A 12,928-nucleotide genomic window follows, 5' to 3' on the forward strand; every position below is an offset into this window, starting at 1 on the left:
AAGATGTTGTGCGCTGTGCAAATACCGCCACAAGAAGGCGGCCACGCCTATCATGTGCCTCAGCTCCGTCCGTTCACCAGATCTCCGACGATGTCGTATTTGCCGGAAATGCGCATCTTGTAAACTTCGTAATTCTCTATCACGCGCTGAACGTAACTTCTTGTTTCCGTGTAGGGAATCCGCTCGATCCAGTCGACGACGGCATCGATGTCCTTGCCACGCGGATCGCCATATCTGGCCACCCACTGACTGGCACGGTTGGGGCCGGCATTGTAGCCGGCAAAGGTCAGCACGTAGGAGCCGTTGAAGCGATCAAGCTGTTGGCCGAGGAAGGCCGAACCAAGCGTCGCATTGTACCCGGCGTCGGTGGTCAGCCGTGTCTGCGAAAACTGCAGCCCGGCCTTCTTCGCCAATTGCCTGGCGGTTCCCGGCATCAACTGCAGCAGGCCGCGCGCGCCTGCGCTGGACACTGCGCCGATGTTGAATTCGCTCTCCTGGCGGGCGATCGCATAGGCCAGCGCCTTGCCCGAGCCGGAAATGTCAGCCGAATCAGGAATGACGCCGAGCGGATGCGACAACGCGCCGACATCGATGCCGCGCGCCCCGGCGATCTTGCCGACTTTCAGCGCCATGAAATGATTGCCCTGCTTTTCCGCAAGGACAGCGAGCAGCGCGAGTTCCCCCGGACTGGTCAACTGCCCGGCAAGGTCGCGATAGAGTGTCTCGGCATAGCGGTCGTAGCCCGCCTCCTGCAGCCGCTTGATGGCGCTGACTGCTTCGCGGCCGGCAAAATTCTGCCGGTCGGCGGCACTGGGCTGCGGATAGACAATGTTCAGCGCCTGCCGGCCGACGCGTTCGGCGGCAAGCTGGCCGTAAAATGTCGTGCCATAGGCAGCGGCGCGCGCAAAATAGTCCTTGGCGCTGCCCGGGCCACCGACTTCAGCGGCACGGCCGAGCCAGTAATAGGCACGCGACAGCGTCATCGGCCCCTGGGCGAGGTCGGCGATGCGGGCGAAATGCGTTGCGGCAAGCTTGGGGTCGTTCAGGCCGCGCAGCGCATACCAGCCGGCATGGAATTCGGCGTCTGCCGCATTGGCGGCACTTTCGGCGGCATGGGTGGCGACGATCCGGTAGGCCGTCTTCATGTCGCCCTGGTCGACCAGTTCGCGCGACAACACCCGGCGCTCGACCCACCAGGCATCCGGATCGACGAGAGCGTCGCGATCGGCGGGTGCCTGCATCACAATGGCTGCGGCGCCGGCAAAATCCTCTTGCTTGCGCAGATATTCGGCCTGCGCGAAGAAATAGCCGGCCGAACGCTGTGCCGCCGGCACTGCCTTCAGCAGTTTGGCGGCATTTTTGTCACCTTTGTCCGCCGCTGCCCAGGCATCGGCGAGCTGCTGGGCACCGGCGAGACCGGCGACGCGCAGCGCGGAATTCGCGCGGTCGGCATAAAACATGCGCTCCATGCGAAAACGGTGATCGGCAGCCGGGATCAGGCTGCCGAACTCCTTGATCAACGCCGTCTCGTCCTTGGCTTCCAGAATCGCGGTGCGCCAGAATGGCGACAGCACCGAACGCGCCGCCTTGACGCTGCCAGACGCCACATAGGCGCGGGCAAGAACCATCACGCCTTCGAATGTCTGCGGCTGGCTGCCATCGAACGCCCTGATAGCAATGTCGGGGGCAGGGTTTTCGCGATAGAGCGCGCGCTCGCTGTTCTTGCGCAGGGCGACAGTGCCCGGCCAGTTGGGCAGCATCTTCGCGGCAGCGGCAATGTCGCCGCTCGGAACCTTGTCGCCGCCATAAAGCGCGATCGCCCAGGCGAGGATATGCTGGTCTAGCGAATGAGCGGGAAGGGCCTCGCGCACGCCACGGGCGCCGGAAATGTCGCCAGCCGCCAGCGCATCCAGCCCGCTCTTCAAGAGGGTGACGCCGGGCGAGGGTGCCTGTTGCGCCCTGTCCTGCAGGCCTGGCATCGGGATGGCCGAGCCTGGCAGCATCGGGATGGCCAAGCCTGGCATGGGAATAGCCGAGGTGACCTGCACATCGACGCTACCGCCGATCGCCATGCCCGGCATCAGCGCGAGCGTGGCGCCAAGCAGCGCGAGAAAGTGAGGCCGACTGCCCGGCATGATCTCTGAGTCTTTCCTTTTCTTGGCATTTTACCAGCAGGCCGAGAGGCCTCGAAGCCTAAACTTAGGTCGTGAAGAGCCCGTAAACAAAGAGTTAGCGAGGCCGTTCGAATTGCGCTTGCTGGCACCATGGCAATGCTTGCCGCGCAACAATGTCGAGACTATGGTGCGCCGCTTCGCTTTCGGTTAGAAGGCGCGCACCACAAAATGCCAGAAACCCCAAGGAGTTGGACGATATGCTGAGAGGCTCGCTTACTGCGCTCGTGACACCGTTCGAAAAGAGCGGACGTTTCGACGAGAAAGCCTTTCGCGCGTTCGTCGAATGGCAACTCGCGGAGGGCACGACAGGACTGGTCCCCGTGGGCACGACCGGCGAGTCGCCGACGCTGTCGCATGACGAGCACCGCCAAGTCGTCAAGGTGTGCATCGAGGTCGCCAAGGGCCGCGTTCCGGTCGTTGCCGGCGCCGGTTCCAACAACACCGAGGAAGCCGTTGGCTTGGTGCAATATGCCGAGAAGGCCGGTGCTGATGCCGCTCTGGTGGTCACGCCCTACTACAACAGGCCGACACAACGCGGCCTGTACGAGCACTTCGCAGCTGTCGCCAGGGCGACCAAGCTGCCGATCATCATCTACAACATCCCGCCGCGTTCGGTCATCGACATGATGCCGGAGACGATGGGCCGGCTCGTGCACGACTTCAAGAACATCGTCGGCGTCAAGGATGCCACCGGCAAGGTCGAGCGGGTCTCCGAGCAGCGCGCCACTTGCGGCAAGGATTTCATCCAGCTTTCGGGCGAGGATGCTTCAGCGCTTGGTTTCAACGCGCATGGCGGCGTCGGCTGCATCTCGGTGACCTCGAATGTCGCGCCGCGGCTCTGCGCGGAATTTCAGGAGGCGACGCTGTCCGGCGACAGCGCCAAGGCGCTGGAATTGCAGGACCGTCTGCTGCCGCTGCACAAGGCGATCTTCATCGAGCCTGGCGTTTCCGGGGCGAAATATGCGCTGTCGAAGTTGGGCAAAGTCGAAAATGTGCTGCGTTCACCACTAGTGACGGTCGAACAGTCGACCGCCGACAAGATCGATGCGGCGATGAAGCACGCCGGCTTGATTAATTAGGGATGAGGCGCCACCTCTCCACATCATGAATCAAGTCAGAAAAGCCGATCCCAACAACAAGACCGTTTCGGAAAACCGCAAGGCGCGGTTTTCCTACGAGGTGCTCGACACGGTCGAGGCCGGCCTGGTGCTGACCGGCACCGAGGTCAAATCGCTGCGCCAGGGCCAAGCCAACATCCAGGACAGCTACGCCTCGGTCGAGGGCGGCGAGATCTGGCTGATAAACTCCTATCTGCCGGAATATCTGCAGGCCAACCGATTCAACCACGAGCCGCGGCGCCGCCGCAAGCTGCTGCTCAACAAGCGCGAGATGGCGAAACTGTCGCAGAGTGTCGACCGCGAGGGCATGACGCTGGTGCCGCTGAAAATCTATTTCAACGACCAGGGCCGCGCCAAGCTGCTGCTCGCCGTCGGCCGCGGCAAGAAACTGCACGACAAACGCGAATCCGAGAAGCAGCGCGACTGGTCGCGCGAGAAGGGCCGGCTGTTAAAAGAGCGTGGGTGAGGAGCGGTCCGCGAAGCGGACGAAAAGCGAACGCCCGAAGCCATAGCGGAGGGCCGGCAAGCCGAAGAGGATAGGCTTTGAAGAACCGGATTGTCCTCTTGGGTTTGGCTAGCCTGGTCTTGGTATGTTTCGTCGCAGCAGGCGGCTATCTCTATTTCCGCACATACTCGCCGGACCGCGATAAATATCCGGTCAGGGGCATCGATGTCTCCCATCATCAGGGCCAGATCGATTGGCGGCGTGTTGCGGCCGACGATGTCGCCTTCGCCGTCATCAAGGCGACCGAAGGCGGCGATCATGTCGACGATGCCTTCTCCAGGAATCTGGAAGAGGCCCGCGCCGCCGGTCTTGCCGTCGGCGCCTATCACTTTTTCACCTTTTGCCGGCCCGGCGCAGACCAGGCGAAGAATTTCATCTCGGTGGTGCCGCACGATCAGCCACTGCTGCCGCCGGTCGTCGACATCGAATTTGGCGGCAATTGCCCACAGCGGCCAACGCCCGAGCAACTGAGCGCGGAACTTGCGGCGTTCCTTGCCCCTGTCGAGGCGGCGTTCGGCAAGCCTGCGATTGTCTATCTGACCGACGATGCAGCAGAAGCCTATTCCGGGCGCATTGCTGCCCGTCCGCTCTGGCTTCGCTCCTTGCTTCTGGAGCCGGATCGCGACGACTGGATCTACTGGCAGTATCACAACAGGGGGCGCGTCGACGGCATCAACGGCGATGTCGATCTGAATGTTCTGCAGGGTGGGCCGGCCGTGCTGGCTGCGCTGTCTGCGGCGGGATCGCTCGCTCCCGAGGCTCCATTATCCCCCTGAACCCGGCGAAGTTATTCATGCCGCAGCTTGGGAAACCTCCGGCGCCAGCGTCACATTTGCATCGCCCCAGACTTTCAGGGCGGTAATCACCGGTTCCAGGCTTCTGCCGCGCGGCGTCAGGCTGTATTCCACCTTCGGTGGCACCTGCGCATAAATTTTGCGGGCAATGAGCCCGTCGGCTTCCAGATCGCGGAGCTGGTTGGTCAGCATGCGCTGCGTGCAGTTCGGGATCCGCCGGCGTATCTCGTTGAAGCGCATCGTGCCCTCGAACAGATGGTAGAGCACGACGCCTTTCCACTTTCCGTCGATGAAGCGGAGCGTGCCCTCCACGGTGCAGCCGGGGCTGCAATCGAATCGCTCATGGCGGATGCGCGGCATGACGGTATCCTTTTCGACACTATGTGCTCAATATGTGCATTCTTGCGTTCATCGCACATAGTTTGCATCTCTGCTCCAGAAAACGCTCAACAGCAATCGCGGAGAACGAGATGCGCGCCGTCGGCTATCAGATCCCAGCCCCCATCACCGATGAGGCGTCCCTTGTTGATATCGACTTGCCCAAGCCAGAGCCTAAAGGCCGTCAGCTGCTGGTCGAAGTGAAGGCGATCTCGGTCAATCCGGCCGACACCAAGATACGGAAAAGCGCCAAGCCTGAAGCCGGCAGCTGGCGCGTGCTTGGTTGGGACGCTGCCGGCCGGGTGGTCGCCACGGGTTCGGACGCCAGCCTGTTCAAGCCCGGAGACGATGTCTTCTATTCCGGGGCGCTGGCGCCGCAAGGCACCAATGCCGAGTTCCACCTCGTCGATGAGCGCCTTGTCGGCCGCAAGCCCGGCACGCTCGACTATGCGCAGGCGGCGGCGTTACCGCTGACGGCGGTCACCGCCTTTGAGGCGCTGTTCGACCGGCTTGACGTGAAGAAGCCTGTCACGGCCGCCGCAAACGCCATCCTGATCATCGGCGGCGCCGGCGGCGTCGGCTCGATCGCGGTCCAGCTTGCGCGCCAACTGACCGATCTGACTGTGATCGCCACCGCATCGAGGCCCGAAACGCGCGACTGGGTGCTTGGGCTTGGCGCCCATCATGTTGTCGACCATTCCAAGCCGCTCGCTGCCGAAGTCGCAGCACTCCGCATCGGCGCACCAGCCTTCGTCTTCTCGACCACCAACACCGACAAACACCTGGCTGAGATCGCCGAATTGATCGCACCGCAGGGACGTTTCGGGTTGATCGACAATCCCCCGACGCTCGACATCAATCCGTTCATGCGCAAGAGCGTTTCGGTCCATTGGGAACTGATGTTCACCCGCTCGCTGTTCGAGACGCCGGACATGGCCGCACAGGGCGAGCATCTGAACGAACTGGCGCGGCTTGTCGATGCAGGCACCATCTGCACGACGTTGGGCGAGACGTTCGGTCGTATCAATGCCGCCAATCTGAAGCGCGCTCACGCGCTGATCGAGACTGGCAAGGCCAAGGGCAAGATCGTGCTTGAAGGGTTCTGAAGCAATTCCAGGAAAAGTGTGAAACGGTTTTCCGTCCGGAATTGCGTAAAAACAAAGACGGAGCGGCGCTATGTCCGCAGGAACGCCGCTATCTGGCTGAACACACTAACGAACATCGCTTCGGTCAGCACGCCGGTGTTGGTGTTGTAGCGTGAGCAGTGATAGCTCGAAAACAGCGTGATGCCGCCGGCCGGCAACTGTCCGCCATGCTTGAACGGGTAGGCGGCGACGCGCCCACCCAGTGCCCGCACGGTCGACTGGTGCGCGATCGATCCCAGTGCCAGCACGGCGCGCAAATTGGGGAACCGGGCGATCGTTGGCACCAGGAATGTCCGGCACGTGGCAATCTCGGCGCCCACCGGCTTGTTCTCCGGCGGCACGCAGCGCACCGCATTGGTGATCGCGGTTCCGACAAGCTCCAATCCGTCATCGGGTCTGGCCTTGAATTCACCGCGCGCAAAACCGTGCGAAATCAGCGTCGAGTAGAGCAGGTCGCCGGCGTAGTCGCCGGTGAAGGGACGTCCCGTTCGATTGGCCCCACGCAGCCCGGGCGCCAGCCCAACGATAAGCAACTGAACCGCGGCGTCACCTTCGGGCGGCAAAAAAGTCGGCACCGGCGCATTGAACCAGGATGGTTCGCGCTGCCGCCACTCGGCGATGAAGTCATGCAGCCGTGGGCAGAGCGGGCAGTCGCGGCCGGGTTCGGAGACGGAAAGGGCGGTCAAGGGGACCGGCCTCAATAGTCGTCCTCATCGACCTCGGCCGGCTCGGGCCTGCGCACCGGCCGCTCGGATGGATCGCGGCCAACCTCGTTCTTCAGCGTCGTCAGATCGATGAAATGGTCGGCCTGGCGGCGCAGATCGTCGGAGATCATCGGCGGCTGCGAGGCCATGGTCGAGACGATCGATACCTTGCGGCCGCGCCGTTGCAGCGCCTCGACCAGCGTGCGGAAGTCGCCGTCGCCGGAAAAGATGACATAGTGGTCGACGACATCGGCGAGTTCCAGCGCATCGACCGTGAGCTCGATGTCCATATTGCCCTTGATCTTGCGGCGGCCGGTCGAGTCGGTGAATTCCTTGGCTGGCTTGGTGACCACCTTGAAGCCGTTATAGTCGAGCCAGTCGATCAACGGACGGATCGAGGAGTATTCCTGATCCTCGACCAGTGCCGTGTAATAATAGGCGCGCAGCAGATAGCCACGCTTCTGGAAGCTCGACAGAAGCTTGCGATAGTCGATGTCGAAGCCGAGCGCGCGCGACGTCGCGTAGAGATTGGCGCCGTCGATGAATAGGGCGATTTTTTCACGAGGGTCGAACATGGAAAATATTCCTTCTCGAAATAAACGGCCGTCTAAACGAAATGCGAAAGCGACGTTCGGTCAGGCTCATAATAAACCGGCTGACCTCTACGCCATCCGAGATAGCGCCAGTTTCGCGGCAATCCAAGGGCGTCTTGGCGCACTGCAAGCAATTGTGATCGGGACACCGAACGCATAAGTACAGACAGGTTTTGCCGAATCGGGGCGTTCGAACGAAGGATTGGGCGCCCTGCGGCCCGGCCATTGCCATGATGCTTGTATTTTGGCGGCGTTCGGGTTATGGACCGCGCCTGTTTTCCATCAAATCCATCGCATGAAAGGGGCATCCATGGCCCGCGTAACCGTTGAAGATTGCATCGACAAGGTCGACAACCGCTTCGAGCTGGTGCTCTTGGCCGGCCACCGCGCCCGGCAGATCAGCCAGGGCGCGCCGATCACCGTGCCGCGTGACAACGACAAGAACCCCGTCGTAGCGCTGCGCGAGATCGCCGATGAGACGCTGTCGCCAGACGACCTCAAGGAAGATCTGATCCATTCGCTGCAGAAGCATGTCGAGGTCGACGAGCCCGAAGCCGATGGCGAGGCGATTGCCGATCAGACCGGCGCAGCCGTTGCGGCCACCGACGCCGATGACGCCGAGGAGACCATCACCTTCGACCGGATGACCGAGGAAGACCTCCTGGCCGGCATCGAAGGCCTTGTGCCGCCGGAAAAGAGCGACGACTACTAAGCAAGCCATTGTCGCGGAGGTCGCTGGAACAATCTTCCGCACTTCCGTATCGGCAGTTTCGTGGCCATCTAGTACCAACTGTCGCAAATACCAGATGCAGTTTTGGCCACGTTTGGCATAATGCATGAATCTGGTATTTGCGACAGTTGGTACCGGACATGCGCCGTACAACAGTGCGGCGCATGATTCATTTCACCACCGCGAGATCCCGCCCATGATGCGTCAGTATGAGCTTGTCGAGCGCGTCCAGCGCTACAAGCCTGACGTCAACGAGGCGTTGCTCAACAAGGCCTACGTCTATGCCATGCAGAAGCATGGCCACCAGAAGCGCGCTTCCGGCGACCCCTATTTCTCGCACCCGCTCGAAGTCGCCGCAATCCTCACCGAAATGCACATGGACGAGGCGACGATCGCGGTCGCCCTGCTGCACGACACCATCGAGGACACCACCGCGACGCGGGCCGAGATCGACGAGCTGTTCGGCCCCGAAATGGGCAAGCTGGTCGAAGGGCTGACCAAGCTGAAGAAGCTCGACCTGGTGTCGAAGAAGGCCGAGCAGGCGGAAAACCTGCGCAAGCTTCTGCTGGCGATTTCGGAAGACGTCCGCGTGCTTCTGGTCAAGCTCGCCGACCGTCTGCACAATATGCGCACCCTCGACCATATGCCGGAGGCCAAGCGCCTGCGCATCGCCGAGGAGACGATGGACATCTATGCGCCGCTGGCCGGGCGCATGGGCATGCAAGGCATGCGCGAGGAGCTGGAGGAGCTCGCCTTCCGCTACATCAATCCGGAAGCCTATCGCGCCGTCACCGCTCGGCTCGCCGAAATCTTCGAGCGCAACAAGGATGTGCTGTCCGATATCGAGAAGGCGCTGTCCACGCTGTTCGAAAAGCATGAGATCAAGGCAGGTGTGAAGAGCCGCCAGAAGAAGCCGTGGTCGGTGTTCCGCAAGATGGAGGCCAAGGCGCTGTCCTTCGAGCAGCTGTCCGATATTTTCGGCTTCCGCGTCGTTGTCGAGACGGTCGAGGATTGCTACCGGGCGCTTGGCGCCATTCACACGACATGGTCGATGGTTCCGGGCCGCTTCAAGGACTACATCTCGACGCCGAAGCAGAACGACTATCGTTCGATCCACACTACCATCGTCGGGCCGTCACGCCAGCGCGTCGAGTTGCAGATCCGCACCTCCCAGATGAACAAGATCGCCGAATACGGCGTTGCAGCCCATTCGATCTACAAGGACACCGGCGGCAAGACGAATGGTACTGCCCACGCCATATCGAAGGAGACCAACGCCTATGCCTGGCTGCGGCGCACCATCGAGCAGCTTGCCGAGGGCGACAATCCCGAGGATTTCCTCGAGAACACCAAGCTGGAGCTGTTTCAGGACCAGGTGTTCTGCTTCACCCCGAAAGGCATGCTGATTGCGCTGCCGCGCGGCGCGACACCGATCGATTTTGCCTATGCGGTGCACACCGATGTCGGCGACACCTGCGTCGGTGCCAAGGTCAACGGCCGCATCATGCCGCTGATGACGGAACTGAAGAACGGTGACGAGGTCGAGATCATCCGCTCCAAGGCGCAGGTGCCGCCAGCTGCGTGGGAATCGGTCGTCGTCACCGGCAAGGCACGCTCGGCGATCCGCCGTGCCACCAAGAATGCCATCCGCAAGCAGTATTCGGGTCTCGGCATCCGTATCCTGGAACGTGCCTTCGAACGCGCCGGCAAGACTTTCACCAAGGAGAGCCTGAAGCAGGTGCTGCACCGGCTGGCGCGCAAGGACATCGAGGATGTGCTGGCCTCGGTTGGGCGTGGCGAGCTAGCCTCCACCGACGTCATGAAGGCGGTGTTCCCCGACTACAAGGACGAGCGCGTCACCACGGCCGCCCCTAAGCCGCGCGAGGAGGGCTGGTCGAAGATCCGCAACGCCGCCGGCATGCTGTTCCAGATTCCGGGCCGCGCCGCGCGCAAGGATAAGGACCTGCCGCGCGACGGCGCCGTGCCGATCCGCGGTGTGCGTGGCGACCTGCCGGTGCGTTTCGCGCCGGAAGGGGCGGTACCTGGCGACCGCATCGTCGGCATCGTCCAGCCGGGCACCGGCATCACCATCTATCCGATCCAGTCGCCGGCCCTGCAGGCGTTCGACGATCAGCCCGAGCGCTGGATCGACGTGCGCTGGGACATTGACGAGCGCACCAAGGAACGCTTTCCGGCACGTGTCTCGGTCACCGCTATCAATGCGCCGGGTTCGCTCGCCGATATCGCTCAGGTGGTTGCGTCGAACGACGCCAACATCCACACGCTGTCGATGGTGCGCACCGCGCCCGACTTCACCGAAATGCTGATCGATCTCGAAGTTTGGGATCTGAAGCACCTCAACCGGCTGCTGTCGCAGCTCAAGGACAATTCGAGCGTCAGCGATGCAAGGCGTGTGAATGGCTAGACCATGATCCCGAAAAGTGGGAACCGGTTTTCGGAAAAGATCATGATCAATCAAAAAGAGGCGCAGATGAACACCGATGAAGTGCTGGGCATTTTCCGCGAGGCGGGTGCTGTTCTGGAAGGGCATTTCATTTTGACCTCGGGCCTGCGCAGTCCGGTCTTCCTGCAGAAGGCACGCGTGTTTATGCATGCCGACAAGACCGAGCGGCTGTGCAAGGCGCTGGCCGAGAAGATCCGAGCGGCGGTGCCTGGCAAGATCGACTACGTCGTCGGCCCGGCGATTGGCGGGCTGATCCCGGCTTACGAGACCTCGCGCCATCTCGGCGTGCCGGCGATCTGGGTCGAGCGGGAAGGGGGCGAGTTCCGACTGCGCCGCTTCGAGATCGCCAGGGGAGCGCGCGTCGTCATCGTCGAGGACATCGTCACCACCGGCCTGTCGATCCGTGAGACCATCGAGTGCCTGCGCGAGCTTGGCGCCGAAGTGGTTGCCGCCGCCTGCATCATCGACCGTTCGGCCGGCAAGACGGATGTCGGCGTGCCGCTGATCGCGCTCGCCGAATATGAGGTTCCGGCCTATCCGGCCGATCGCTTGCCGCCGGAGCTGGCCGCCATCCCGGCGATCAAGCCCGGCAGCCGCAACATCTGACCATGCACGTCGCCCAAAAGTGTGCGGCGGTTTTGGGGTAACGACATGCATGAAAACAAATTGGAAATGATCGCCGGCATCGATCATTTTGTGCTGACGGTTGCTTCGCTGGAAGCGACCTGCGCCTTTTACCAGCGCGTGCTGGGCTTTGAGCGCATCGATACGCCGGGCCGACCGACGGCGTTGGCTTTCGGCACCCAGAAGATCAATGTGCATGAGGTCGACCGCACCTTCGAGCCGAAGGCTAAGTCGCCGACGCCGGGATCAGGTGATTTCTGCCTCATCGCTGCCCGGCCGCTCGCCGAGATATGCGCCAGCCTGGCGGCCAACGGTGTGGTGGTGGAACTCGGTCCGGTCGAACGTGTCGGGGCCCGAGGTCCGATGATGTCGGTCTATTTCCGCGACCCGGACGGCAATCTTGTCGAGGTCAGCGTGTATCTGTCCTAACCGCCGGCGACGCTACGCCTTTCGGTGATGCGACTGCCGGTTCCTTAAATTCGCCGCGATTGTCCAATGTTCGAAGCAAGACCTGCCACCCCGAAGGGCGGCAACGAGCGCGCCGCACAGACGGTGTTTGGTTGTTCTTGCGCCAGCGCGTCGTTATATAAGGTTGCGATTGCCATTGGGTGATCGTCAAGCGCAAGATGTGGCTGTCACGTCCGGCTTAGGCTGCCGGCGCGGAAGCTGTGGAACGGGAACAGAGTGCTTTTTCGACGCCGCAAGCCTGATGGTCTTTTCGAGCGGGTGCGCACCTACCTTTGGCCGCGCCGCTCGTTTTCGCGCTCGCTTCAGTATTTTTCCAAGCGTATCCTGCGGCTGAAAGCCACACCGCATGCGGTGGCGGCCGGCGTTGCGGCCGGCGTCTTCGCCTCTTTCTTTCCCGTCGGGTTTCATTTCATCATTGCCGCTGTGCTGTGCTGGGTGATCGCCGGCAATCTGGTGGCGGCGGCCCTGGGCGCGGTTTTTTTCGGCAACCCGCTGACCTTCCCGTTGCTGTGGGGCGCATCCTGGGAAACCGGCAAGCTCATCTTGCATGACCGGTTGCCGGCGCACGGCCCGCCGGCGCATCTGGGCGAGATGCTGCACAACCTCTCCTTCGCGCAATTGTGGAAGCCCGTGCTTGAGCCGATGCTGATCGGCGCGGCGCCGCTCGGGCTGGTGTTCGGCCTCTTGTTCTATGGTGTCACGCGCTGGGGTATGAACGCTTTCCGCGAGCAGCGGCGCAAGCGCCTGGCCGAGCGCGCGGTCCGTCATGCGCAATCGTCCCATCCCAGCGCAAGCATCGGTTCCACTGCACGATGATCATCGGCATCGGCAGTGACCTGATCGATATCAGACGCATCGAAAAGTCGCTGGAGCGTCACGGCCAGCGCTTCATCCAGAGAATCTACACCGATCTCGAGCAGGCGCGTTCGGACAATCGACGCGCCCGCGCGGCCTCTTATGCCAAACGCTTCGCCGCCAAGGAGGCCTGCGCCAAGGCGCTGGGCACGGGTCTGGCGCAGGGCGTGTTCTGGCGCGACATGGGTGTCGTCAATCTGCCCAGTGGCGCGCCGACCATGGCGCTGACTGGAGGGGCGCAGGCCAGGCTGGACAAAATCCTGCCAAAGGGCCATCGGGCGTCAATCCACCTCACCATCACCGATGATTTCCCGCTCGCTCAAGCCTTTGTGATCATCGAGGCGTTGCCCGTCGAAGAAGCGCCACATTGATTGCA

The 12,928-nt window shown here is 62.2% G+C and carries 14 protein-coding genes; 10 read left to right on the top strand and 4 right to left on the bottom strand.

Annotated elements, in window-relative coordinates; genetic code table 11:
- Window positions 1-59: 59 nt before the first annotated feature.
- Window positions 60-2,135: a lytic transglycosylase domain-containing protein gene (locus ACFOJ9_RS10770; protein WP_378978859.1), complete on the bottom strand. Its 2,076-nt coding sequence runs from the start codon at window positions 2,133-2,135 to the stop codon at window positions 60-62.
- Window positions 2,136-2,371: 236 nt separating this feature from the next.
- Between ACFOJ9_RS10770 and dapA the strand changes: the two genes are divergently transcribed.
- The 3 genes from dapA to ACFOJ9_RS10785 all read left to right on the top strand — a co-directional run bounded on the left by dapA (window position 2,372) and on the right by ACFOJ9_RS10785 (window position 4,573).
- Window positions 2,372-3,253, top strand: coding sequence for a 4-hydroxy-tetrahydrodipicolinate synthase (dapA, locus tag ACFOJ9_RS10775; RefSeq protein WP_378978860.1), 882 nt, complete (start codon window positions 2,372-2,374; stop codon window positions 3,251-3,253).
- Window positions 3,254-3,278: 25 nt separating this feature from the next.
- Complete coding sequence (smpB, locus tag ACFOJ9_RS10780) at window positions 3,279-3,758, top strand: SsrA-binding protein SmpB (RefSeq protein ID WP_013532594.1); 480 nt, start codon at window positions 3,279-3,281, stop codon at window positions 3,756-3,758.
- 77 nt (window positions 3,759-3,835) lie between these two features.
- On the top strand, window positions 3,836-4,573 hold the full coding sequence (locus tag ACFOJ9_RS10785) for a glycoside hydrolase family 25 protein (protein WP_378978861.1): 738 nt from the start codon (window positions 3,836-3,838) through the stop codon (window positions 4,571-4,573).
- Between the two features lie 15 nt (window positions 4,574-4,588).
- Here the strand turns inward: ACFOJ9_RS10785 and ACFOJ9_RS10790 are convergent, their stop codons facing one another.
- Window positions 4,589-4,951: a winged helix-turn-helix transcriptional regulator gene (locus ACFOJ9_RS10790; protein ID WP_378978862.1), complete on the bottom strand. Its 363-nt coding sequence runs from the start codon at window positions 4,949-4,951 to the stop codon at window positions 4,589-4,591.
- 110 nt (window positions 4,952-5,061) lie between these two features.
- On the opposite strand from ACFOJ9_RS10790, the gene ACFOJ9_RS10795 reads away from it, so the two are divergent.
- Window positions 5,062-6,075 (top strand): zinc-binding alcohol dehydrogenase family protein, encoded by a 1,014-nt coding sequence (locus ACFOJ9_RS10795; protein WP_378978863.1) that lies wholly within the window; start codon window positions 5,062-5,064, stop codon window positions 6,073-6,075.
- Window positions 6,076-6,143: 68 nt separating this feature from the next.
- Here ACFOJ9_RS10795 and ACFOJ9_RS10800 read toward each other — a convergent pair whose 3' ends face one another.
- Together ACFOJ9_RS10800 and ACFOJ9_RS10805 are read right to left on the bottom strand one after the other, a co-directional pair.
- A complete protein-coding gene (locus ACFOJ9_RS10800; protein WP_378978864.1) occupies window positions 6,144-6,800 on the bottom strand; it encodes a uracil-DNA glycosylase in 657 nt (218 codons plus the stop codon).
- 11 nt (window positions 6,801-6,811) lie between these two features.
- The gene (locus ACFOJ9_RS10805; protein ID WP_010915096.1) at window positions 6,812-7,393 is read right to left on the bottom strand and encodes a LabA-like NYN domain-containing protein; all 582 of its coding nucleotides are present in this window, start codon (window positions 7,391-7,393) and stop codon (window positions 6,812-6,814) included.
- 328 nt (window positions 7,394-7,721) lie between these two features.
- On the opposite strand from ACFOJ9_RS10805, the gene rpoZ reads away from it, so the two are divergent.
- The 6 genes from rpoZ to acpS all read left to right on the top strand — a co-directional run bounded on the left by rpoZ (window position 7,722) and on the right by acpS (window position 12,923).
- Entirely contained in the window at window positions 7,722-8,123 is a 402-nt protein-coding gene (gene rpoZ / locus ACFOJ9_RS10810) for a DNA-directed RNA polymerase subunit omega (protein ID WP_378978865.1), read from the top strand.
- Window positions 8,124-8,337: 214 nt separating this feature from the next.
- A complete protein-coding gene (locus tag ACFOJ9_RS10815; RefSeq protein WP_378978866.1) occupies window positions 8,338-10,566 on the top strand; it encodes a RelA/SpoT family protein in 2,229 nt (742 codons plus the stop codon).
- A 66-nt stretch (window positions 10,567-10,632) separates the two neighbouring features.
- Window positions 10,633-11,211 (top strand): orotate phosphoribosyltransferase, encoded by a 579-nt coding sequence (gene pyrE / locus ACFOJ9_RS10820; RefSeq protein ID WP_378987707.1) that lies wholly within the window; start codon window positions 10,633-10,635, stop codon window positions 11,209-11,211.
- Window positions 11,212-11,256: 45 nt separating this feature from the next.
- Window positions 11,257-11,658, top strand: coding sequence for a VOC family protein (locus tag ACFOJ9_RS10825; RefSeq protein WP_378978867.1), 402 nt, complete (start codon window positions 11,257-11,259; stop codon window positions 11,656-11,658).
- 255 nt (window positions 11,659-11,913) lie between these two features.
- Window positions 11,914-12,513: a DUF2062 domain-containing protein gene (locus ACFOJ9_RS10830; RefSeq protein ID WP_378978868.1), complete on the top strand. Its 600-nt coding sequence runs from the start codon at window positions 11,914-11,916 to the stop codon at window positions 12,511-12,513.
- Entirely contained in the window at window positions 12,510-12,923 is a 414-nt protein-coding gene (acpS, locus tag ACFOJ9_RS10835; protein ID WP_378978869.1) for a holo-ACP synthase, read from the top strand. Before ACFOJ9_RS10830 ends, acpS begins: the two co-directional genes overlap by 4 nt.
- The last annotated feature ends 5 nt before the right edge of the window (window positions 12,924-12,928 follow it).

The sequence above is a fragment of the Mesorhizobium cantuariense genome (genome assembly GCF_042647205.1).
GTDB lineage: Bacteria > Pseudomonadota > Alphaproteobacteria > Rhizobiales > Rhizobiaceae > Mesorhizobium > Mesorhizobium cantuariense.